Source organism: Streptosporangium sp. NPDC001681, from assembly GCF_040298085.1.
Classification (GTDB): Bacteria; Actinomycetota; Actinomycetes; order Streptosporangiales; family Streptosporangiaceae; genus Streptosporangium.
The window spans coordinates 1-20,738 of record NZ_JBEOZN010000160.1 but is presented as its reverse complement, the minus strand read 5'-3'; the positions used below and the strand labels follow the sequence as shown (position 1 = coordinate 20,738).

Annotated in this window: 26 protein-coding genes; 12 read left to right on the top strand and 14 right to left on the bottom strand. The window is 64.8% G+C overall.

Annotated elements, in window-relative coordinates:
• Positions 1-318: 318 nt before the first annotated feature.
• A complete protein-coding gene (locus tag ABT130_RS41880; RefSeq protein WP_343970830.1) occupies positions 319-627 on the top strand; it encodes a MiAMP1 family antimicrobial peptide in 309 nt (102 codons plus the stop codon).
• A gap of 114 nt (positions 628-741) precedes the next feature.
• Here ABT130_RS41880 and ABT130_RS41875 read toward each other — a convergent pair whose 3' ends face one another.
• From ABT130_RS41875 to ABT130_RS41865, 3 genes are all read right to left on the bottom strand, one after another.
• Complete coding sequence (locus tag ABT130_RS41875) at positions 742-2,211, bottom strand: MDR family MFS transporter (protein ID WP_350923321.1); 1,470 nt, start codon at positions 2,209-2,211, stop codon at positions 742-744.
• A 269-nt stretch (positions 2,212-2,480) separates the two neighbouring features.
• A complete protein-coding gene (locus ABT130_RS41870; RefSeq protein WP_350965313.1) occupies positions 2,481-2,846 on the bottom strand; it encodes a hypothetical protein in 366 nt (121 codons plus the stop codon).
• A 296-nt stretch (positions 2,847-3,142) separates the two neighbouring features.
• Positions 3,143-3,994, bottom strand: coding sequence for a hypothetical protein (locus ABT130_RS41865; RefSeq protein WP_350965312.1), 852 nt, complete (start codon positions 3,992-3,994; stop codon positions 3,143-3,145).
• 344 nt (positions 3,995-4,338) lie between these two features.
• On the opposite strand from ABT130_RS41865, the gene ABT130_RS41860 reads away from it, so the two are divergent.
• From ABT130_RS41860 to ABT130_RS41835, 6 genes are all read left to right on the top strand, one after another.
• A complete protein-coding gene (locus tag ABT130_RS41860; protein WP_350965317.1) occupies positions 4,339-4,845 on the top strand; it encodes a tyrosine-type recombinase/integrase in 507 nt (168 codons plus the stop codon).
• Between the two features lie 1,055 nt (positions 4,846-5,900).
• On the top strand, positions 5,901-6,155 hold the full coding sequence (locus ABT130_RS41855) for a hypothetical protein (RefSeq protein WP_350965310.1): 255 nt from the start codon (positions 5,901-5,903) through the stop codon (positions 6,153-6,155).
• A 666-nt stretch (positions 6,156-6,821) separates the two neighbouring features.
• Positions 6,822-7,820, top strand: a complete 999-nt coding sequence (locus tag ABT130_RS41850) for an RNA polymerase subunit sigma-70 (protein WP_350965309.1) — start codon at positions 6,822-6,824, stop codon at positions 7,818-7,820.
• A gap of 4 nt (positions 7,821-7,824) precedes the next feature.
• Positions 7,825-8,121 (top strand): hypothetical protein, encoded by a 297-nt coding sequence (locus ABT130_RS41845; RefSeq protein WP_350914192.1) that lies wholly within the window; start codon positions 7,825-7,827, stop codon positions 8,119-8,121.
• Positions 8,122-8,126: 5 nt separating this feature from the next.
• On the top strand, positions 8,127-8,573 hold the full coding sequence (locus tag ABT130_RS41840) for a DUF6069 family protein (protein WP_350965307.1): 447 nt from the start codon (positions 8,127-8,129) through the stop codon (positions 8,571-8,573).
• A gap of 879 nt (positions 8,574-9,452) precedes the next feature.
• Positions 9,453-10,157 (top strand): DUF2625 family protein, encoded by a 705-nt coding sequence (locus tag ABT130_RS41835; protein WP_350965305.1) that lies wholly within the window; start codon positions 9,453-9,455, stop codon positions 10,155-10,157.
• 151 nt (positions 10,158-10,308) lie between these two features.
• Here the strand turns inward: ABT130_RS41835 and ABT130_RS41830 are convergent, their stop codons facing one another.
• From ABT130_RS41830 to ABT130_RS41810, 5 genes are all read right to left on the bottom strand, one after another.
• Positions 10,309-10,584 (bottom strand): CPCC family cysteine-rich protein, encoded by a 276-nt coding sequence (locus tag ABT130_RS41830; RefSeq protein WP_350965303.1) that lies wholly within the window; start codon positions 10,582-10,584, stop codon positions 10,309-10,311.
• 205 nt (positions 10,585-10,789) lie between these two features.
• On the bottom strand, positions 10,790-11,107 hold the full coding sequence (locus tag ABT130_RS41825) for a hypothetical protein (RefSeq protein ID WP_350965301.1): 318 nt from the start codon (positions 11,105-11,107) through the stop codon (positions 10,790-10,792).
• A 113-nt stretch (positions 11,108-11,220) separates the two neighbouring features.
• Positions 11,221-11,631: an HAD family hydrolase gene (locus tag ABT130_RS41820; protein ID WP_350965315.1), complete on the bottom strand. Its 411-nt coding sequence runs from the start codon at positions 11,629-11,631 to the stop codon at positions 11,221-11,223.
• 132 nt (positions 11,632-11,763) lie between these two features.
• A complete protein-coding gene (locus ABT130_RS41815; protein WP_350965299.1) occupies positions 11,764-11,958 on the bottom strand; it encodes a hypothetical protein in 195 nt (64 codons plus the stop codon).
• Positions 11,959-12,105: 147 nt separating this feature from the next.
• Entirely contained in the window at positions 12,106-12,492 is a 387-nt protein-coding gene (locus ABT130_RS41810; RefSeq protein WP_350965297.1) for a hypothetical protein, read from the bottom strand.
• A 109-nt stretch (positions 12,493-12,601) separates the two neighbouring features.
• On the opposite strand from ABT130_RS41810, the gene ABT130_RS41805 reads away from it, so the two are divergent.
• Together ABT130_RS41805 and ABT130_RS41800 are read left to right on the top strand one after the other, a co-directional pair.
• Positions 12,602-13,327: an SMI1/KNR4 family protein gene (locus ABT130_RS41805; RefSeq protein ID WP_350965295.1), complete on the top strand. Its 726-nt coding sequence runs from the start codon at positions 12,602-12,604 to the stop codon at positions 13,325-13,327.
• 37 nt (positions 13,328-13,364) lie between these two features.
• Positions 13,365-13,979 (top strand): hypothetical protein, encoded by a 615-nt coding sequence (locus tag ABT130_RS41800; RefSeq protein WP_350965293.1) that lies wholly within the window; start codon positions 13,365-13,367, stop codon positions 13,977-13,979.
• Between the two features lie 353 nt (positions 13,980-14,332).
• On the opposite strand, the gene ABT130_RS41795 is transcribed toward ABT130_RS41800, so the two are convergent.
• Together ABT130_RS41795 and ABT130_RS41790 are read right to left on the bottom strand one after the other, a co-directional pair.
• Positions 14,333-14,857, bottom strand: coding sequence for a hypothetical protein (locus ABT130_RS41795; protein WP_350965291.1), 525 nt, complete (start codon positions 14,855-14,857; stop codon positions 14,333-14,335).
• A 102-nt stretch (positions 14,858-14,959) separates the two neighbouring features.
• Complete coding sequence (locus ABT130_RS41790) at positions 14,960-15,436, bottom strand: hypothetical protein (RefSeq protein ID WP_350965289.1); 477 nt, start codon at positions 15,434-15,436, stop codon at positions 14,960-14,962.
• Between the two features lie 414 nt (positions 15,437-15,850).
• On the opposite strand from ABT130_RS41790, the gene ABT130_RS41785 reads away from it, so the two are divergent.
• On the top strand, positions 15,851-16,867 hold the full coding sequence (locus ABT130_RS41785) for a hypothetical protein (protein WP_350965287.1): 1,017 nt from the start codon (positions 15,851-15,853) through the stop codon (positions 16,865-16,867).
• A gap of 230 nt (positions 16,868-17,097) precedes the next feature.
• Here ABT130_RS41785 and ABT130_RS41780 read toward each other — a convergent pair whose 3' ends face one another.
• The 3 genes from ABT130_RS41780 to ABT130_RS41770 all read right to left on the bottom strand — a co-directional run bounded on the left by ABT130_RS41780 (position 17,098) and on the right by ABT130_RS41770 (position 18,210).
• Positions 17,098-17,478: an HAD family hydrolase gene (locus ABT130_RS41780; RefSeq protein WP_502992246.1), complete on the bottom strand. Its 381-nt coding sequence runs from the start codon at positions 17,476-17,478 to the stop codon at positions 17,098-17,100.
• Entirely contained in the window at positions 17,478-17,726 is a 249-nt protein-coding gene (locus ABT130_RS41775; protein WP_350965283.1) for a hypothetical protein, read from the bottom strand. Before ABT130_RS41775 ends, ABT130_RS41780 begins: the two co-directional genes overlap by 1 nt.
• Before the next feature lie 91 nt (positions 17,727-17,817).
• Positions 17,818-18,210, bottom strand: a complete 393-nt coding sequence (locus ABT130_RS41770; protein ID WP_350965281.1) for a hypothetical protein — start codon at positions 18,208-18,210, stop codon at positions 17,818-17,820.
• 280 nt (positions 18,211-18,490) lie between these two features.
• Here ABT130_RS41770 and ABT130_RS41765 point away from each other — a divergent pair, with 280 nt between their 5' ends.
• Positions 18,491-18,679, top strand: a complete 189-nt coding sequence (locus ABT130_RS41765) for a hypothetical protein (RefSeq protein WP_350965279.1) — start codon at positions 18,491-18,493, stop codon at positions 18,677-18,679.
• Positions 18,680-19,073: 394 nt separating this feature from the next.
• A complete protein-coding gene (locus ABT130_RS41760; protein WP_350965277.1) occupies positions 19,074-19,607 on the top strand; it encodes a hypothetical protein in 534 nt (177 codons plus the stop codon).
• 156 nt (positions 19,608-19,763) lie between these two features.
• Here ABT130_RS41760 and ABT130_RS41755 read toward each other — a convergent pair whose 3' ends face one another.
• Entirely contained in the window at positions 19,764-20,414 is a 651-nt protein-coding gene (locus tag ABT130_RS41755) for an HAD family hydrolase (RefSeq protein WP_350965275.1), read from the bottom strand.
• Positions 20,415-20,738: the final 324 nt, after the last annotated feature.

Below are 20,738 nucleotides of genomic sequence, written 5' to 3'. Positions count from 1 at the left end.
GACGCAACTGACCACGATGCTGGTGGACAACCCGCGCCGGTACTTCAGTCCGGCCAGGCACTAGCGTCGCGGCACCGCGGTGTGTCTCGACCGGCACGTTCAGCCGAGCACACCGCGTTCGCCGGATCCGGTCAGCGGCTCCGCCACTGCGGGCGTGGCCGCCGATCCCAGCGTCGTGGGGTGCAGAGCGTCGTGGCGGACATCGCGGGGCGTTCTGCTTTCGGCGAGCGGCCCAGACCATGTGCGACATGTTTCGTTCACTTAGAGTAGCCGTATGTATACTCTCAGTAGATCATTGAGGTCATCGGGAGGATCATCGTGAAGCGAATCGCCCTCGTCCCCGTCATCTCCGCCGCCATGGTCGCCGTCATGGGAAGCGCCGCCTACGCCTCACAGTACGTGGCCTATGAAGGGCCGGGCTTCACCGGCCGGTCGGTGGTCATCGACCGGTGCGGCCCGTCCAACATCCCCTTCCACGGGTCGTACAAGTGGTACGGCGACGGCCAGAGCGGCCGGATGTACAACCAGCCCGACACGCAGGGTGTGATGCACTTCGAGCTGCCGTCCAACCGCAACGCGGAGCAGCGGACGCCCGTCGGCTGGAAGAGCATCTTCATCGTGTGCTGACGCCCGGAAGACGGACGGGCCGGGCGCTCACCGAGGCCGACAGGTCCTGCACCGGCCCCTCTCCGTCAGACTTCAGCGAGATACGGGAGGTTGCAGCGTCCCATTCCACCCTCGTCATGCCGGGTGCATCGGCCGGGCCCCCTCGATCTCACCGGCACTGTCCGCTCGGGCGGGTAGTAGCAGGGCGGTGACGACCACGGCCACGGACAGCACCGCGCCGATGATGAAGGCCAGCCGCATGCCGTCGAGGTTGGCGAGCGCCTCCGTGGCTCCCGCGGATCTCAGGGCATCGGCTCGCGCGCTCATCACGGTGATCACGAGCGCGGTGCCGATGGCCGCGGAGACCTGTTGCAGCGTGCTCAGGATCGAGCTGGCGTGGGAGTAGAGCGGCGGTGGAACCGCTCCGAGCCCGAGGGTGAATACCGGGGTGAAGGTCGCGGCCAGCCCCACCATCAGCAGCGCGTGCAGACCGAGGAGCTGCCAGAACGGCATGGTCATCGTGACCTGGGTGAAGCCGGTGAGCGCGAGCGCGATCCCGATCGCGCCGGGGATGACCAGAACCCGGCCGCCGAACCGGTCGAACAGGCGGCCGACGGTCGGACCGAGCAGCCCCATCGCGAGGCTGCCCGGCATCACGAGGAGTCCGGTCTGCAGGGGGCTGAGCTCGCGGATGTTCTGCAGGTACAGCGGCAGCAAGATCATCGATCCGAGCATCGCCATGAAGGCCACCGACATCAGGATCAGTGCGACCGTGTAGGTGCGGTGGCGCAGGGTACGCAGGTCCAGCAGCGGCACGCCGCGCTTCTGCAACGACAGCTGGCGGGCGACGAAGACGGCGATGGCCACCAGGCCGGCCGCCACGATCGCGGCGGCGACGCCGACGTCACCACCCTCGAACCAGCTGAGCCCGTAGACCAGGCCGCCGAAGCCGGCAGCGGCGGTCACCACGCTCAACCAGTCGATGGTGCTGAACTGGGGCTCTCCGACGTTCTTGAGCTGCTTCAGGCCGCGCCAGGTGATCACGGCGGCGATGGGGAGCACCACGGCGAACAGCAGCCGCCAGGACCCGAATTGGAGGATCACCCCCGAGACCGTCGGGCCCATGGCGGGCGCGACCGAGATGGCCAGGGAGACGTTGCCCATCACCCGGCCCCGGTCTGTCTCGGGCACCACCTGCATCAGCGTGGTCATCAGCAGCGGCATCATCACAGCCGTCCCGGACGCCTGGATGATGCGGGCGCCCAGCAGCACCTCGAACGACGGCGCGACGGCGGCCAGCGCCGTGCCGAGCAGGAACAGGCCCATCGCGGTGGTGTACGCGCTGCGGGTGGACACCCGCTGCAGGAACCATCCGGTGATCGGGATGACAGCGGCCATGGTCAGCATGAAGGCGGTCGAGAGCCACTGCGCGGTCTGCTCGGTGATGTGCAGCGCGCTCATCAGCCGCGGGATCGCGTTGATCATGATCGTCTCGTTGAGGATGACCACGAATGTGGCGAGCACCAGCAGCCGGATCACGGCCGGGGTGCGACCTGAAACGGCGGCCGCGGGCTTGGCGGGTGAGTCGAGCTGTGGGCTGGGCACGGTACCTCAATCGGGGTTGTCGGACATGACGTGGTCATGGCTGGTGTCTCAGCCTCGGGTCTCACAAGAAGTCGTGGTCATGCAAAGACTGACCGACACCACCGACAAAACTCATCGCCCGTCCCCAGCATTCCGGCAAGTGATGTGAAATGTCACCCAGTTTTCACCGGCGGATGACGATCTTCAGATCACGCGAAGGAGCACCGACTCGCTCAATGAAGGCCTTCCAGGGTCCTCCTGGGATACCTTTCACGGTGAGTCTCGCGGATTCACCACTCGGGAAGCTCGTGCGCGTCGGGATAGAGCATGATGATCTTTTCCAGCAGCTCAGAGCTGACCGTCCGCACATCCCAGTGGCCGCTGTCGAACACTCGGATCCTCACCTCCGGCCCCACCAGCTCTCCGTCGTTGAGCTGACAATCCCCGCTGAACAGGTCGATGAGATGACTCGTGGTCACCAGTGAGTTCGCCGTGGCCTCGACGATCGCTTCAGTCTCCAGAGAGACGAGCCAGTCGATGATCAATTGCCGGCGATGGCTCTCGATCAAGGCACCAAGGGAAGCGAGGACCTCCGCCAGGCCGACATAGCGGCCTCCTCGCCAAGCTACGAACGAGAGGATGCGGATTCCGGTCACGTGTTTCACTCTCCTCCGCGGCGGGCGCCTCTCAGACAGAGCAGACCCAAGACACTCGATCAGTGGCGGCCGTCAGATCCCATTGTTGTACGGACATGAAAAAGGCCCTCCGGGATGACTTCCGTTGATCCGCGGGGAAGGGCGGATACCTCGTCAGCGGCGTCTCGCCCTGCGCAGATCGCGTAAGACGGTGTTGCCGTATGGACCGCTGCGCACCCCTTCCGTGAACGCAACCGGGACGGGGTTCACTTCGTCGGTTCCATGCCTTCCGGTAGAGCCAGGATGCCTGCGTCGGGTCAGTCCGCGGGGGCCAGTTCGACATGGTGATCGTTGTAGGGGTACTGGTCATCGCCGTGATCGACGATGGTGCTGCATCGGTACCGGACAAGCTCGATCATCGACGCCGGGTCGAGGTCCTCCTCGTCGTCTCCCCCCTCGTAGTCATTCGGATCCAGGACCTCGTCCACGTTGTAGTGCAACCGGCCGTCGATCAGGTAGTCGCGGCGGAAGTCGGTCGCCCACTGCGAGTTGTGTCCCCACCCGTGCGAGGGGTCGTTGGTGGATCGTGACCGGCGCCGGAAGGTCCAGTACAGGGTGGATCGGTCGGCGACCCCCGCGACCAGATGTCTCGCCCCGGCGGTGACGACCACCCCGGCCCGCGTCAGCAGCATCGAGCCCATCATGTAGCCGGGCCAGCGCTCCTCAACGATCGAGGGCGGCTCTTCGGGGTCACTGGCCTGCCGTACCTCGACGATCTCGTGGAAGAACGGGTGGAACCCCCGCCGGCCGATCCGGTCCGCGCCCAGCGCCTCGCAGAAGGCGGGATAGACGCCGACCGGCGGGTACCACTCGTCCGGGGCCGCTGCCGGATCGTCCGCGGGATCCTGGTAGTTCAGGATGAGCAGGTCGAGGATGCGGCTCACCGCGTACAGCCGTACCAGCGGGCTGTAGCCCCACTCGGGAGGTGCCCCCAGGGGGATCAGGTGACTTTCCGGTCGGCCCGCCTCCTGTACTTCCGCCACGTGCGCCGGATGCTCGCCCAGCCACCGTCGCAGCTCATCGACCAGCCCGGTGTTCCCACCTCCGTGACGGAGGGTGTTCTCGTACAGGGCACGCCAGTCGTTATCCAGGTAGACATCGTCGTTCATGCGCCCCAGAGTCCTGTGAGACGACGCTTCCCGGCATCCGCCGCGAGGATGACCGAGACGGAGGGCTCTCTTCCGTTGCCCGGACCATGCGCCCCGGTGCTCCGGGAACATCGGCGGATCCAGGACAAACCCGTGAGAACGCCAGGAAGAAACGGCAGGCGAGGTGAGCAGGCCCCACCTCAGCGCCACCGGCGGCATGACCCTCCGATTTTCAGGTGGGCCGATCGCGCAGCTCGGATGTCGAGAACCGTGGTCAGCGGAGTGTGGACGGCGGCATGAGTGTGCTCGCGAGTGGGGGCGTTACTGTCGGTACCGCTGTCACCGCTCTTCCGGAATCATGACGCCTGTCCGCTACCGTCGCCCAAGTCGATCTACTGGCGAGAGCCGGGAACGGAGACGGCGAACGCATCGAGGGAACCACCAAGAGCGGCCGGAAGCGCATCGTCAGCCTCGACGACGGAACGATCAGGGTCCTGAAGGCGCAGCGGAGCAAGCAGGCTGCCGACAAGCCGGCGGCCGGGCAAGAGTGGCGAGGAACGGATGACCACGTGTTCACGACCGGCTGGGGTGAGCCGATCCATCCCGACACGGTCAGCTTGCTCACCGCGACCATGATCCGCCGCTACAACAACCCGGCGAAGGAGCCCGAGGAACCGCTCCCGCACGCCCGTTTGCACGATCTCCGGCACATCCACGCGACGACGCCCCTCTTGGCCGGCGTCCCCGTCCACGTCGTCGCGGCCCGACTCGGTCACGCCGACCCGTCCATCACGCTCCGTGTCTACGCCCACGTGATCCGGGCGGCAGAGACCTCGGCCGCCGATGTCTTCGCCAAAATGGTCGAAAGGTAGCTTGAGACACCGGTTAGCTGAAGGTCCCGTTTGGATGAGCGGGGCCTTTGAACTGCACGGCCGCGAGAACCGAAACTCCTGACCTTCCGGGGTATGCGTTGTCGTTCGTCGAATTAGCGAACAAGTGCAAATCCCCCCTTCCCCATAAGGCACAATCAGATCCGTCGCTTCTACGCCTTGACTCACGATGCCAGCTCGCTCGGTCGTTCCCCCGGGGATCGACCGAACTCCGGCCAATGGTCGATCCCGACCATGACTCACAGGCCGAAGAGATTGGAGCACGATGAGTGCGCACCGACGGCGCAGAAGAGATCGGCCGGTCCTGTCCGAATCGACGGCATTGCTCTTAAGGGCGATGCTGATCGCGGTGGACTGTCTGGTGAACGGAAGCCGGCCCCGATAGGCAAACGCCTATCAGGGCCCGGCTCCAGCGGAGGTGCCCCCGGCAAAGGCTGATCACCGGTCGGGGGCATCTTCACGTCTAACAACACTCAGTATGAAGTGCCAAGCGAATATTACAGGGCATTTTCTTCGACAAGCTCTGGCTCGCTGCCCCTGACAAGTCGCCGGCCTCGGTCGATGAAGGAACGAAGTGCCCGGAAGAGCTACTGAGTGCGTCCCGCACAGGACTTCGGTCAACGAACGGTGGCAGGGAGCCGGACGTCCCTGTGTTCACTCAGCGAACTTGCCGTCTACGTCCACGCGATCAGGACGGCGGAGGCCTCTGCGGCTGATGTCTGCGCCAAGGCCATCGGTGGGCAGGGGGGCAACCGGGAGCCACCCTGTCAGCAGGGGGTTAGCAAGACCCTCAGACGCCCAAGAACCAAGGAAGGCCCCTGACGGCGTAACGCCTGTTCAGGGGCCTTCTTGCATGTGTGCGGCCGGAGGTACTCGAAACCCCGACCTTCTGATCCATAGGGGAAGATCCAACACCCTCACGTCATGCTGTTGACCAGGCGTTGGCCCGAAGACCAGAAGCGTATCGGGTTGGCTTGGGGTCACATTGGGGAGCGATCATGCTATCGAGTTGCCCCGTGCCCCTAGCTCCAGGGTTAGTGACCGAGGCCGCCGAGGCCACCAAGTTTGCCGAGAAGGTCTTGAGGGTTCAAACCGAGCTTGGACAGCTGTTCCGCGTGCTGGTCGGTATCGATCTGCGGGGGCAGGCTCTTGTCGGCTTGCTGCGCCAGGGCGTTGTCGCCACGGGACCGGAGGAGCTCAACGATTTTGGCCTTTTCGATTTGCATGAGCGATGCCTTTCTGAAGATCATGGACGTTTGAGGATCGCTGACAGCGGACGCCGGACCGTCTGACGGAAGGTGGCCACGTTGCTCCGGCCGACAGCATTGTTTCCCCTGTGCTGACGTGCCCCGGTTTGTACGGTGCCACTCCGTGAGGTGTTTCCAGACTCCTTGAAAACCTGATCATCCTGCTTTGCGAATTCTTGGTTCGCGCCACTGGCACCCTTCGCACCGCTCCAAAAAGTACGGACCGCTTTCTCATCTGCCTGAGCACGGTGGAGCCGTACCGGGGCACGGCAGAGCCGTTACCGGGTTCGCCGAAAGCATGTATTGCCATCGCGCGGGGCGCCGGCCCTGGAGGACGCCTGTTCTACGGGACGCGCGGGGACGTGCTCGCAAAGAGCACAGTCCTCCGTATCTGGCAGAAGGCCCAAGAGTTGGTCCTGAGCGCCGAGGATCACTCCTCGATCAAGCCCATCCTTTTCGGTGGACCTCGTGCCGTGCCTGTGCGTCCATGCCCGCCGCGTCGTCGTGAACCAGGCGACCCCGGCACGCGCCAGGCGGTCGCGCACCCGCGCCCACTCCGGCGGACCCGCGCCCTCCTCGCCGTACCGTGCGTCGTGCTCCGCCACCGGATCCGTCACTGGATCAGCCATGCCGACCGACCCTGGTGATGAGTTGTCGCGCCCGCACCCGTCACACCTACGACGGGACACGACGAGGCGGAAGGATGACGTGATGAGTGCGGACACGCGGCTGGAGGAGCTGGGCGTGAGCGGTCTGGACGAGGTCGACGAGCCGACGTTCTCGGGGCTGGCGGAGCGGCACCGGCGGGAGCTGCACGTGCACTGCTACCGGATGCTCGGGTCGTTCGAGGACGCCGAGGACACCGTGCAGGAGACGTTCCTCCGTGCCTGGCGGCGGCGGGAGACCTTCGAGGGGCGGTCGACGTTCCGGGCCTGGCTGTACCGGATCGCCACCAACGCCTGCCTGGACCTGCTCGCCAAGTGCCGCCCGGAGCCTGCGACCGGCGGCGAGGTGCTGTGGCTGCAGCCCTACCCGGACCGGCTGCTCGACGAGCTACCCGCGGGCGACGCGGACGAGCCGGAGACCGTCGCCGTCGCGCGGGAGACGATCGAGCTGGCGTACCTGGTCGCAGTCCAGCACCTCGCGCCGCGCCCGCGGGCCGTGCTGATCCTGCGGGACGTGCTCGGCTGGCCGGCGAAGGACGTCGCGGAGCTCCTCGGGGACTCCGTCAACTCCGTGAACAGCGCGCTGCAGCGGGCCCGTGCCGGCATGCGGGAGCACCTGCCCGCCGAGCGGCAGGACTGGACCGGCGGCGAGGAGGACGCCGGGACGCGCGAGCTGGTGCGCCGCTATACCGACGCCAGCGTGGCCACGGACGTCGACGGGCTCGCCGCACTGCTGCGGGACGACGTCCGCTGCTCGATGCCGCCCACGCCGGGCCTGTACGTCGGCCGCGACACGGTGGTGAACGACTGGGTCGAGAGCGGCTTCGAGGGCATGAAGCACCTGCGCGCCGTCCTCACCTCCGTGAACCGGCAGCCCGCCGTCGCCTTCTATCTCTGGCGGAAGCCGGAGGGTGCGTACCTGCCGCTGACGATCGACGTCCTGCGCGTCACCGGCGGGGCGATCACCGAGATCGTCACGTTCCACAACGACCAGTTCCCGCGGCTCGGGCTGCCGGAGCGCCTGCCGGCGGACGGCACGGAGTAGTCCCGTGTGGACGCTTGCGCTGCGAGGTGGCGCGCGTGTCGCGGTGGTCGCGGCGGAGTGGTGCGACGCGTTCGGCGTCGTCACCCGCGGGCGGGTGCAGCTGGAGCTGCGCGACGGCGAGCCCGGGCCGGTCCTCGGACGCGACGCCGGGTTCTGGCTCCGCGGCACCGGCGTCCGCGCCCTGCGGAACCCCGGCCGCCGCACGGCGAGGGTGCGCATCGTCACGCCCAGGGCCAGGACCGTCACATGCCAGTCAACACACCCTGTACGCCAGTTACCGAATGACGGAGGAACGACATGAACAGCATGAATGACACCGGGGTCGTCGCAGGCCCGGCATCGGGCCAGACCAGCCACACCCACCGACTCCGCGGGCTCGCCATCACCGGCTTCATTGCCACGCTCGCAGCGATGGTGGCCACCACCCTCGCCGCTGCGCTTGCCCAGGCCGTCGGCGTCGACTTCGAGATCCCCGATGGTGGCGAGACGATCCCGTTGCCCGGGTTCGCCGTGGTGACCGGCTTCTTCTCGGTCGTGGGCGTCGTCATTGCCGCCGCTCTTCTTCGTTGGAGCGCTCACCCCGCCAAGCGATTCGTGTGGACGGCAGTGTCGCTGACCGCGATCTCACTGGTCCCGCCCTTCCTCGTCGGGGCAAACACCGCCACCATCATCGCCCTCCTCGGGCTACATCTCGTCCCTGCGGCGGTGATGATCCCCGCCCTGGCGCGGAGCCTCCGCACCCGGACCGATTGACGATCCCGCAACGGGACAACGCGCGGCGCAAGGGCGTGCGCGAGCGCACTAACGTGGCCCCAGGTGCTGCCCCCCTCCATTCCAGGTTCCTTTTTTGGTCAATTCGAAAGCTGAGTCGCGTGTGCGAAGAAGCACAGGCCACCTTGCGGGATGAAGACCAAACGCCATCCGCTTCGGTCGGGGCGCACCGGGTACCCCGGTCGCGTTCACCCTGACCGACCCCGCCGTCACGCGCCTCCCACGTGGATTCCGCTCCTGCGCGGCGGCTTGAGCCGGGATCTGCCCCTCTCTCGGGTCGACGTCAGGCTCAAGCCGCACCAGGACTCGCTCGCAGCTGAGCCCTGACACCTACGCGTTTCGTAGGCTGCCACGCCGTAGCCGGCGGGGCAGGGAGCGCTGTTTGTGACGTGGAAGGTTGGAAAAGGCTCAGCGATCATCCAGGCATGTTCGGCAAAACCGGACCTACCTAGACCAACTCATCCGTCACGCCCATGTCTGCACCCACATGATCCGAACGATGGAAGCCTCCGTGACCGACAGCTCCGCCAACACCGTCGGCGAGCAGTGGGAGCCAACCAAGAGCCCCTGTTAGCAAGGGTGTTAGCAAGAAGCTCCGACGATCAAGAACCGAAGAAGGCCCCTGACGGCGTAACGCCTGTTCAGGGGCCTTCTTGCTGCTGTGCAGCCGGAGGTACTCGAAACCCCAACCTTCTGATCTGCAGGGAAGGGCGGATGCCTCGTCAGCGGAGTCTCGCCCTGCTCAGGTGGTGGCTGCTGGTTGGTGGTGTGCGACCGTGTAAGGCGAGGTTGCTGTACGGCGCTGCTGTACCGACCTCGCCCCACCCAGATTCTTCGTGCCACCATGCCAGGGTGCGAACCGTGGAAGAACTCGTCGCCGTTGACGATCCGGCGTGGCCGGCGCTCCTGGAGGAAGTCGCCACCAGCGACGTGACCACAAGGATGCTGCCATCGGGGGAGGTCGGGCGGGGCCGTACGTGCCTGCATGAACTGCAGGTATCGGCGCGGTCATGGCTGGGGGCCATGGCCCTGCACTCCGGTGGCCTGCTGATCGACCACGGGTGGGTGCGCGTGCTGGGAGGCTCTTCGGGCTTGCCCGGCATGCCTGACCTGCTGCGGGCGAACGCCCTGCCTGAGACCACTTCCGCGTACACGGCGCCGTCTCTGCTGATCGTCGCCTATGACGTGCTCGGTGGTGTCTTCGCGATCAAAGGCGGTGTCGCCGCTGCCGGTTCGCTGCCGGGTGAGCCCGGTCATGTGCTCTATTTCGCTCCGGACTGCCTGGAGTGGGAATCCTTGGAGCTGGGTTATGGAAGCTGGCTCTGTTGGCTGCTGTCCGGCCGGCTGACTGGCTTCTATGAGAGTTTCCGCTGGTCAGGCTGGCAGGAGGAGACGGCTTCCCTCCCTCTCGATCAGGGCGTTTCGTTCGCGCCGCCCCTGTGGTCGGCCGAAGCCCAGCACGACATCGATGCCACCGATCGGCGTCCTGCTCCCTTGACGGAGTTGCTCGATCTGCATCGGGAGGTCTCCCGGCAGTCCGGCCTTTCCAACTCTGGCCCCGCTTGACCTGCGACACCTTCATTACGAGTTAGAACACGATCGTCCAGGATCGTCCACGGCTGCCTTCCGGACCTGGTGGAGCGGGCTTTGCAGGGTTCCTCAGTCCATGGTCGTCCAGGTCCGTCCAGGCCTGTTGTTAGCACCTGCATTAGCAAGATCACCTGATCGGGTACTCATATGGGAGGGGATCACGAACCGCCCCGATGTCCTGTCGGCGGCTCGCACCGAACTCGGCGAAGTTGCGCCGCCCCTGTGTGAGGCTCAGCTCGTAGTTGGGACCACCTCGCACCGCGTCGGCGTCATGATCGTCCTGGCCATCGTCCTCCCAGAAGCACACCGGGCAGATCTCGTACATACCCCGCTCCTCAAGCGTGAGGAACCCACAGCACGGACACGGATAAGGCTCGTCGACCTTCGGTCGGTGGACGTTCATAAACACCACCTGCCCAAGGTAACGCCCCCGTCGACCGACCCGAAATATCGGTAACTGATCACCTCATTACGAGTTAGAACACGATCGTCCAGGACCGTCCACCGCCGTCTTCCGAGCCTGCTCGGGCAGGCTCTACGGGGTCCCTCGGTCCACGGTCATCCAGGTCCGTCCAGACCTGTTGTTAGCACTGGCGTTAGCAAGATCATCAATCTTCAGAGTCGTAGGTCTCGGGGGCGTGCGCGCTCTCCCAGATCGCCTCATCGGTCTTGGCGGCCTCGCGCTGGCGCTGGCGGTTCTGGTACTCGGGGGTGCCGGAGGTGTTGGCCCTGATGCGCATGAACTTTCCTTGCTGCGCCCGGAGTGCTCGCTCCTCCTGGGTGACCTTCAGCGTCTTCCCCTCTTTCTTGGCCGCGGCTCGCTGGGCGTCGATTTTCCCTTGCTTTCGGCGGACCTCAAGCTCCTCGGCGCTCGGCTTCGCGGGATCGGGCTTGGCGGGCTGGCGCCGCTTCTGAGACTTCCCCATACCCGTCATCGTGAAGAGACCGCAGTCCGGTGGCGAGCCTTCGTCAGGCGCTTGTGGCGCATCGGTGAGCGGGTTTGAACCGCTCGGTCACCTGCTCTTCCACAGGATCTCCATCACCTGGAGCACGTCCGTAACCACATGGTCCGCCTCGTGCTCCTGGTCCTGCCACGTCCCCTGGTCAATCCAGACCGCACGAAGGCCGGCAGCCCCCCGGCGCCGATGTCGGCGATCAGGTGATCGCCCACCATCCATCCCCCGTCGGCCAGGGCCATGCCGCACCGCTTTGCGGCAATCTCGAACAGGCCCACATCGGGCTTACGGATGCCTTGGAGCCCAGAGAGCGCATAGGCGTCGACGGCCTCGGCCAGTCCCGTCCGCTGGATCTTGCCAAGCTGGTTGTCCGCAGTGCCGTTGGTGACGATCGCCACCTTCCAGCCCGACGCGCGGAGTCGAGACAGCCCGTCCATCACCTCGGGCCGACAGCGAACGAGATAAGGCATGCGCTGGCGATAGCGGCTCCACAACTTGTTGACCAGCTCGGGTAGAGCGAAACGATCCCGGACCTTGCTGAAGAAGACCTCACGATGGGTAGCGTCGGAGTAGCGCGGCGCTACGCCTTTCCGTGCTCGTACAGCACCCGCCAAAGCATCTGGTCCTCAGTCGTTGACATCGTCAGCGTCGCCCTCGTAGAAACCCAGGCCCCCGCAGCCGGAACACTCGGCGCTGGCGCTGGTGGACTCATCGAGTCCGTCTGGGACGTTTACGGTCCCCGTGCCCTCGCAGTCCTCGCACTCGAACCAGTACTCGTCCGGGTCGTCTCCTGGCCCGTCGACGTTGACGCGCTTGGCCACTAACCCTCCTCAGAATCTCGATCTGAATCTAGCGCCTGACAGCGGAAGCACACCTACTCGGTCCCGCCATGGCCCGACCTTGTCTTCTTGATCAAGCGCCGCCGTGCGCCCGATCGAAGGGAGGCTTTCGTGGTGAGTCTCGCGGACTCACCATTCGGGAAGCTCGTGCGCGTCGGGATAGAGCATGATGATCTTTTCCAACAGCTCAGGGCTGTCTGCCTGCACGTGCCAGTAGCTGCTGTCGAACGCTCGGATCCTCACCTCCGGCGCCGACGAACTGTCGGCGTAGCCCACCAGCTCTCCATCGATGAGCTGACCGTCCCCGCTGAACAGGTCGATGAGATGCCTCGTGGTCACCAATGAGTTCGCCGTGGCCTCGGTGATCGCTTCAGTCTCCGGAGAGACGAGCCAGTCGATGATCAATTGCCAGCGATGGCCCTCGATCAAGGCACCAAGAGAAGCAATGACCTCCGCCAGGCCGACATAGTGGCCTCCTCGCCAAGCTGCGAACGAGAGGATACGGATCTCGGTCACACGTTTCACTCTCCTCTGGCGGCACTCGGCGAGTATCCCATCCCCCGGCCTGCGACCGGATCCGTTGCGATCGCCGCACTGCTGTGTGCGGGCCGCTCATGCTTGTATCGTGCCGGACGTGACGCATGCCGACTGGGCAGATGTACGCGAACGGCTTTCGCGGCTGGCCGCCGCATCCGGTGTCGATACGGTGTTCGGCGCTGGGAGCCACGGCTGGACGCTTGAACCTCCGCTGGAAGCCGACGCCCTGGCCGACGTGGAGGCACAGCTTCGGATAGAACTGCCTGGCGAGTACCGGTCCTTCCTGCTGCAGGCGGGGCGCGGTGGGGCAGGCCCCGCCTACGGCCTCTTTTCCCTGCGTCGCGTGAACGGACGGTGGCAGTGGGAGGGCGATGGCGCCGACCTCACCGACCTGGACATGCCGGACCAGCCGTTTCCTCATGTCGAGGCGTTCAACCCGGCCGACGGTATGCCCGCGCCGCCTGATGAGGAAGATTTCGATTCCACCGAGGAGTTCAACGCGGCTGAGGATGCGTACTGGGAGCGGCACGACGCGGTCGTCTACGACCCTCGGCATTCGATCGGGCTGCTGTATCTGTGTCACCTTGGCTGTGCGTTACGGGAGGCCCTGGTAATCAGTGGCCCGGCACGGGGCCAGATGTGGGCGGACGACACCGCTGACGACGAGGGATTCCGACCGCTCTGTGACGACGACGGAAAGCCGCTCGGGTTCGCCCGTTGGTATCGGCGCTGGCTGGATGAGGCAGAAGAGCAGGTGTTACCTGGCGCCCATCCCTCTGCGTCAAGCTCAAGTGGGACATACAGGGGCGAATAACGAATCTGCTGGCTGACCGGCTGGTGAAGGAGAATCAGTGGTGCTCACCTTTGGTGAGGCGATCGGACGACTTGCCGATCGCGCGGCAACTCGCCGGCAGTCGGGAGCCAAGCGGCTGCGAAAACTCGCCGATCCAGCGGCGGGGCCGGCGTTGCTGGAAGCGCTGCGACGCGAAACCGGGGGTCCTCAGGCTTGGGAGACCCTCTACCACCTGGTGATGGCGCTCGGTGCCTGCGACCATCGGGCGTCGGTGCCGTACCTCTACAAACTCGCACGTCACCCCTTCAAGGCCACCATGGTCCATACAGCGATCGGGGATGCGCTCGTTCGGTTGGACCAGGAGGACGACTCCACCCCAATTCTTTGGTGCCTCAACACCGGCAACGACCGGCTCATCGACGGGGCTTTCCGTGCGATGGCGATGCTGCACATGGTTCCCGACGACAAGACCATCGGACGAATCCTCGATTTTCTGGCTCCTCGGCTACCTGAGGACGGACTCCGTTTCTGGCCTGCCGTAGCGGCGGCGGGTTGGCAGGGGCAGCCCGTGCACGCCTTCCTCACCACCTGCGCCGCAGGATCCCGGGAAGACGTCGCGGAGGCCGCCGCATCCTCGCTCACTGGGAAGTACAAGACTTATCGACATCCGTGAGCGGATGGACACGGCCTGACCGATCTATGGCGGCGCGCCCACTCCGTGTGAGAGATCGGAGAGCAGTAGAACCTCCTGTTAGCAAGGGTGTTAGCAAGAAGCTCAAACGATCAAGAAACCAAGAAGGCCTCTGAGGGCGTAATGCCTGTTCAGGGGCCTTCTTGCATGTGTGCGGCCGGAGGTACTCGAAACCCCAACCTTCTGATCCGTAGGGAAGGGCGGATGCCTCGTCAGCGGAGTCTCGCCCTGCTCAGGTGGTGGCTGCGGGTTGGTGGTGTGCGACCGTGTAAGGCGAGGTTGCTGTACGGCACTGCTGTACGGCTGGCGTGCTTTGGTTGCCAGCCGCCATGAGATCACAAAGGTTCATAGGCGCACTCGCCCTCCGCCAGGAGAGCGACGGGCAGAAAGTCGGGAACGGTACGGGAGGCTGAGGCGCGTAGGCGTGTGACCGCCTCCTCGACTGTAGGCGGAATAACGCCGAGCAGGCTGAAGAGCTCGATGCGGGCGGCGGGATAGTCGGGATGGCCGTCACGCAGTTCCTCTTCCAGTTCCTCGACTGAATGGCCGTGAAGCAGGTCGCGCCAGTAGGGATGAGCGGCGACCAGAGTGAGTGCCTCCACCAGGTCGGCAGCCATCACAGTGGCCTGGCCCTCGGAATCGGCGTACAGAACTGGACGCGTGGTGCCGGGCGTTCCACACAGGAAGTAGGTGCCGCCGCCACCGTCCCCGGCGATCGGCGTCAGGGGCAGTCCGGAGGGCAGTCTCAGTTCCTCGACAGGGTCACGCCGCTCGATGTCGAAGTCACCAGGCCAGACCAGCAGGGCGGCCAGCTTCGGAGTGGTCTCGATTCGATGGAGGAGATCGTCGGCTGCGGTCATGGCGGGACATTAGCGCAGCCGTGCACCGCGGCTGGACGGAAGCATCTGATCATGTTGCCGTAGACAGCGTAAGGCCCTCCGAAAAGACTCGGGGACCTTCCACTACTCCGCGGGAAGTCCCCAGAACTGCATCTTGAAGAAGTCCACTTCGTAAGCATCGGCGGGAAAATCTGGCTCCTGGTCGTTCTTCAGGAACTTCGCCTGCACCCGAACCTGCCACGTCGTCTCCTGCCGGCCCAGATCGAAGGCGCGGTAGTCATCGAGCATCCCCTCTTCAGCCTCCCAAGGACAGATAATGCCCGAGGGTGAGGAGAATTCACCCTCCCATGATCGGTGCCAGGACTCGTCGACAGAGGGCGGCCCACTCCACAGTTCGAGGCGTACATAACCTGTGCCCCACCGCCTGCCCTCGAAGAGGACACTGTTGGAGCCCACTTCGAGCCAGTCCTGTCCCGGAGGATTGACCTCGTAGCCCCACGAAACGGGCCCATCTGGATATTCTCCTTCAACGATCCCCTTGTCGAGCAGATAGAAGGATCCACTCACCTTATGCACCGCGCTGGCCAGGAGTTTTCCCATGAAAATCACCTTCTCGGCCCTGAAAAAGCACATCGTCTCGGATAGGTTCGGTTCTTTCTCCGATCACCTAAACAGACGAATACGACAGTTTCATGATCGACGGCTCGCGGCATAATCACCTCTTCCATGCTCGACACCCGCGTATGCCGCCCCGCGCCGTCGAAATACGGCAGGCTCGACGAGCCCATTGGCCAGCCACCATCCCTCACTCATGCGAGAGCCAGTCCAGGGTGGCGATGAGCAGGATCTGGCGGCGGTAATCCGTCGGCGGCGCGGGTAGCGGCGGATCGCGCGAGCACCGTAAACCTTGTCGGCGATCGGCTGGCACTGCCGCAGAAAGCGACCTCCCGCTACCCTCACCCGAGTTGATCTTTTCCGGAGGAGGGTGCCGTGACACGGGAACCCGGATCAGAAGTGCGATCTCCGATGGCGGCGGTGCTGCGCTTCGGTGTGGTCCTGGCGGTGTCAGGGCCGGTGATCCTGACGACTTTCGGAGTCGGCAGGCAGGGCGTCGGCTGGTTCTGTTCCGCGACGGGTTCCACCTTCTACCCGCCGGGGGGTCCTTACGCGCTGGTGAGCGTGCCGGGAGAGCTGCTGTTCTGGGGTGCTCTCCTGCTACCGGTCGTCGTGGCCGGTCTTCTCCTGCGCGAGTCACGTCGGGCCACGCTCACGGCGGTCACAGCGGTCGGCGCCGTGCTCGCGTTCGGACTCTTCATCGCGTTTCTCCTGCCGGGCCTCGACCCGTGCACCGGGCAGGAGCGTGTGGCCGTGCCGCCCTGGCCCTTGATCGTCTGCTATTCGGTGGCCGCGGGGGCACTGCTCCTGGCAGCCCGGTCACCGCTGCACCGGAGACCGCTGCACCCAAGATGGCACGGGATCATCCTGTGGGCGGGCGCCGTCGGCGCCGCGGCGTGGACGGCGGCATTCCACCGCTTCACGGTCATCACGTTCGACAGGTCCTACGCGGTCGGCTACGTCCGCATCGAGGCTCCGGAGTCGTTCTGGGACGACCTCTCATGGTGGTCCTGCGATGCCGACAGGATCGGCCTGCCGGTCGTTCTCGTCGCGTTGGCGGCAGCGGTTTCCGCCTGGTGGAAGCGGTCAGCCGGCACCGCAGTCGCGGCGGTTCTTCTCCTCTTCCCACTACTCGACGTCGTGGCGTACGTCCGCTGGTACGACGACGACTTCCAGACATCTCTCATCGATTCGGTACGGTGGCACCTGCTTCTCGCGGCCCTCCTCGTCGCGTCGGCTGTCTGGAGCCCCCGGCAGCGGATCTCCTGGGCTGGAACCGTCCGTCTGGCGCGGCACATGATCCGCGGACAATCGAAGGACGTGATTCCCGGACAGGCGAAGAACCTCGCCGTCGCGGTCGTGATCGCGGCCACCGCCGTCTGGTTGGTCGTCTCGTCCTTCACGCCGACGCGTTAGGAGCACAACGACACAGATTTCACACGGCACGGGGCAACACCTACGCCAAAGCACTTCATTACGAGTTAGAAAACGATCGTCCAAGACCGTCCATCGCTGTCTTCCGAGCCTGGTGGGACGGGGGCCTGCGAGGTTCCTCAGTCCATGGTTGTCCAGGACCGTCCAGACCTATTGTTAGCATCCGCGTTAGCAAGATCCGGGGCTCGCGCCCCCCTTGGCCTTGGAACCGATCACCGGCCCGCAAAGAGAATCTCCATCACCTGAAGTACGTCCATAACGATGTGGTCCGCCTGATGCTCCTGGTCCGGCCATGTCCCTCGGTCGATCCAGATGGTACGAAGGCCGGCGGCCCGTCCCCCACCGATGTCGGCAACGGGGTGGTCACCGACCATCCATCCCCCATCGGCAAGGGTCATGCCGCACCGCTTGGCGGCGATCTCGAACAGGCCGATGTCGGGCTTGCGGATGCCTTCAAGTCCGGAGAGCGCATAGGCGTCGACGGCCTCGGCCAGTCCCGTCTGCTGGATCTTGCCGAGTTGGTTGTCCGCTGTGCCGTTGGTGATGATGGCCACCTTCCAGCCCGACGTGCGAAGCTGGGACAAAGCGTCCATCACTGCGGGACGGCAGCGGACGAGGTATGGCATGCGCCGGCGGTAGCGGCTCCACAGTTCATCGGCCGATTGGGCAAGGCGAAGTGGTCGCGGACCTTGGCGAAGAAGACTTCACGATGTGGGTAGCCGGCTCGGTCCAGGGCGAGCAGCCAGTCAGCCGCTTCGCGCCCAAGGTCGTGCTCGTCGGTGAACTCCCTGGCCCATGTCTGGAACGCCTTGTCCAGGTCGAAGAGCGCGAGTCGTTGCACAGTGATCCAGCCGAGGTGGGGCCGTCGCCGAAAGCTTGAGCGGCTGCTTCAGCAGGGAGCACCGAGTCAGTGGGCTCGGTTTTCTGCCGGCTCATCGGTCGGCCATATGGAGATCGCCGCCGAAACTCCACGCGAGTACGCTTCCCGTCTCGAAGACGGACTCCGCCCCCATGCACTGAGCAGGGTCCTCGTCGTCGAATCTCTCGGTCACTCGACCAAGGCGTTCACCGATGTGCCGCACGAAGGGGACCTCGCGGGGAGCGGAAATGACATCGACACGACTGCCGAGCTCCTCCATCACGTAACTTTCCTCTAGCTCATCTGGTGTGATCCGGAACGTCCAGTCAGGGCCGACATGAACTCGGACGATCGCTGTCTCCAGGTGAAGCCATACATGGAGGATCTCGGGGATCTCGGATTCATGGGTAAACCGAGCCGCAGTGACTGCGGTCAAGCGCTTGTGCTCCACCTCGGAAAGATCCATCACTCCACTATGACGGTGTGCTGTGGGATAGTTCGCCACCCCTGGCACCACCGAGGGTCGGCGCCCATATCGATGTTGTCGGCGGCATGCCCTAACGTTCTACATCCACGTGCACCTGCGGGGAGAGTTATGGCCAACGCTGTCGTCACGTACCTACCTCTTCCAGACTTCTGTCAGCTTATGTAGCCAACTGTCCGGAATCTGCTGGGCACCTCACTTGCCGTACAGACGGCGTGGGGCCCCATCAAGAGCATGGGTCCATGCCACCGGGGTCGAGGAGGTGCAACGGACATGTCGGATTCTCGCCGTCCTGATCTGCCCGGCTCTCGAAGATCACACGGCGGCCCAGAACGGCGCCCTCCTTCCCCTGGCGAAGAAGGGGATGTTGGAGATCAGCAGAGAGCGGCTTGAGCAGGTCTTCCCCACAGAGTGGGTTCGCCGGCTCCGGGGTGACCTCGGCGGCGTCTGAGCAGGGCCGCCGACTCCAGAGAGCTGGGGTGTCAGCCCTTGATGTTCGTCGTTCTCGCTTCGACTGCGCAGCCCCGGTCTTGACGCGTGCTGTCCGTAGGAGGTCGCCTGCGTGAGCCCACGTTGCTGTATATCGCTGCTGTACGGGCACGAAAAAGGCCCTCCAGGATGATCCTGAAGGGCCTTTGACCTGCTGTGCGGCCGGAGGTACTCGAAACCCCAACCTTCTGATCCGTAGCCAGTTCGAGAACGTCCACCGACGTCCACCAGTGACAGAAACACCTGCTCAGAGACACTCTCCCTGTGATCATCTTCTAGGGATGTCCACCGGCGTCCAGGGATGTTGTTAGCAATGGCGTTAGCAAGATCTCGCTGACCCAGTACCGTTGCGGGCTATGCACTCGTCCCCGGCCGAGGTCCAGCGTTTCTTTCTCTACGCCGGCCACTTCCAGTTCTACCTTCGAGATGAAGAAACGTACTGGGACGCCGTCAGGAACGGTGACATCGACGGGCAGCCCTGGGCCGAAGAAGCCTCAGAACTGATGAGGATCGGAGTTGAGCCCACCTCGATCGCCGTGGGCACGGCCCGACAAGGCTGGGTCCCGATGACGCTCCGCGTGCAGGCATCGCCTCCGCCGGCAGAGTTCCTCGACGAGGCCGATCACGTGGTGGAGGCCGATCTCGCCCTGCCGACAGGGCGGCTCAGCATCTATGGCTGCGACCAGGAGCCGGGAACCGAAGATGTGCTCGTCCTGCCCCCGCACACGTACCGGACACGGATCTCATACATGCCAACACAGTTCGTCCACCCGGACACGGACGACGACGAGCCAGGCGACCACTTCGAATACCGCGTCGAGATGTGGGCCACCACAGAGAAAACCGAGGTCCACGTCCTGAAGCAGGGTCCTACCCCTTGGTCCGGGTAACCCTCTAATCCGTAGGGAAGGGCGCTCCCCAGGTCGGCAGACTGATGCCCTGCTCAGACAGTAGATGCGGGTCGGTGACGTGTGATCGTGTAAGACGGTGTTGCTGTACGGGCTGCTGTACGGTACTCCCCTCGAGGGCTTGTCGAGGGCGCCTGATCATTGCGCGGCGTGCAGGATCTCCAGGGCCTGGAGCACGTCAGTAACAACATGATCAGCGTCGTGATCGTGGTCGGGCCACGTGCCTCGGTCGACCCAGATCGTATGCAGACCGGCTGCACGTCCTCCGCCGATGTCGGCAACGAGGTGGTCACCGACCATCCATCCCCCATCGGCGAGAACCGCGCCACAGCGCTTGGCCGCGACCTCGAACAGGCCGATGTCGGGCTTACGGATGCCTTCGACTCCTGAGAGCGCGTAAGCGTCGACGGCCTCGGCCAGTCCCGTCCGCTGGATCTTGCCGAGTTGGTTGTCCGCGGTGCCGTTGGTGACAATCGCTACCTTCCAGCCGGACGCGCGGAGTCGAGATAGCCCGTTCATCACCTCGGGTCGACAGTGAACGAGGTACGGCATGCGCTGGCGGTAGCGGCTCCACAGCTCGTCGACCGACTCGGGCAGGGTGAAGCGGTCGCGGATCTTGCTGAAGAAGACCTCACGGTGCGGGTAGCCGGATCGATCGAGAAAGAGCAACCAGTCAGCCGCCTCGTGCCCCAAGGCGTGTTCCCCGGCGAACTCCTCGGCCCATACCTGGAAAGCCTCGTCCAGATTGACGAGTGTGTTGTCCAGGTCGAAGAGCGCGAGTCGCTGCACGGCACCCCACCTTATGAGGAAACGTCTGATCCTGAGACACCCGCGTTAGGAGAGTGGCGGTCGTATGGCTGGCGCATGCGGTGTGATCTGCACGAACGCCCCGCGTAGTCCGCACCCCTTGCAAGATCATCCCGTGCATGTCCCGCACTCGCAGAGGTCAGCTACCACGTCATCCGGTGGCAAGTCGACCCGGAGCGCAGGGCCGCCAAGGCCCGAGCACCGGAAGCGGCGCGGCGTGCGCCACGAGGCGCTGTTTGACCGTGCGGAGGTGGAAGACCTTCGCCGACGACCTGTCGTAGCGGGTCGTGTGAAGTGGGAGGCAGC

Excerpts from the sequence above, each read along its gene's own strand:
- ABT130_RS41865 (WP_350965312.1), bottom strand. The coding sequence starts at position 3,994 with ATGAACGACGATGTCTACCTGGATAACGACTGGCGTGCCCTGTACGAG.
- ABT130_RS41850 (WP_350965309.1), top strand. The coding sequence starts at position 6,822 with ATGAGTGCGGACACGCGGCTGGAGGAGCTGGGCGTGAGCGGTCTGGAC.
- ABT130_RS41840 (WP_350965307.1), top strand. The coding sequence starts at position 8,127 with ATGAATGACACCGGGGTCGTCGCAGGCCCGGCATCGGGCCAGACCAGC.
- ABT130_RS41830 (WP_350965303.1), bottom strand. The coding sequence starts at position 10,584 with ATGAACGTCCACCGACCGAAGGTCGACGAGCCTTATCCGTGTCCGTGC.
- ABT130_RS41825 (WP_350965301.1), bottom strand. The coding sequence starts at position 11,107 with ATGGGGAAGTCTCAGAAGCGGCGCCAGCCCGCCAAGCCCGATCCCGCG.
- ABT130_RS41795 (WP_350965291.1), bottom strand. The coding sequence starts at position 14,857 with ATGACCGCAGCCGACGATCTCCTCCATCGAATCGAGACCACTCCGAAG.
- ABT130_RS41790 (WP_350965289.1), bottom strand. The coding sequence starts at position 15,436 with ATGGGAAAACTCCTGGCCAGCGCGGTGCATAAGGTGAGTGGATCCTTC.
- ABT130_RS41780 (WP_502992246.1), bottom strand. The coding sequence starts at position 17,478 with ATGGACGCTTTGTCCCAGCTTCGCACGTCGGGCTGGAAGGTGGCCATC.
- ABT130_RS41770 (WP_350965281.1), bottom strand. The coding sequence starts at position 18,210 with ATGGATCTTTCCGAGGTGGAGCACAAGCGCTTGACCGCAGTCACTGCG.
- ABT130_RS41760 (WP_350965277.1), top strand. The coding sequence starts at position 19,074 with ATGCACTCGTCCCCGGCCGAGGTCCAGCGTTTCTTTCTCTACGCCGGC.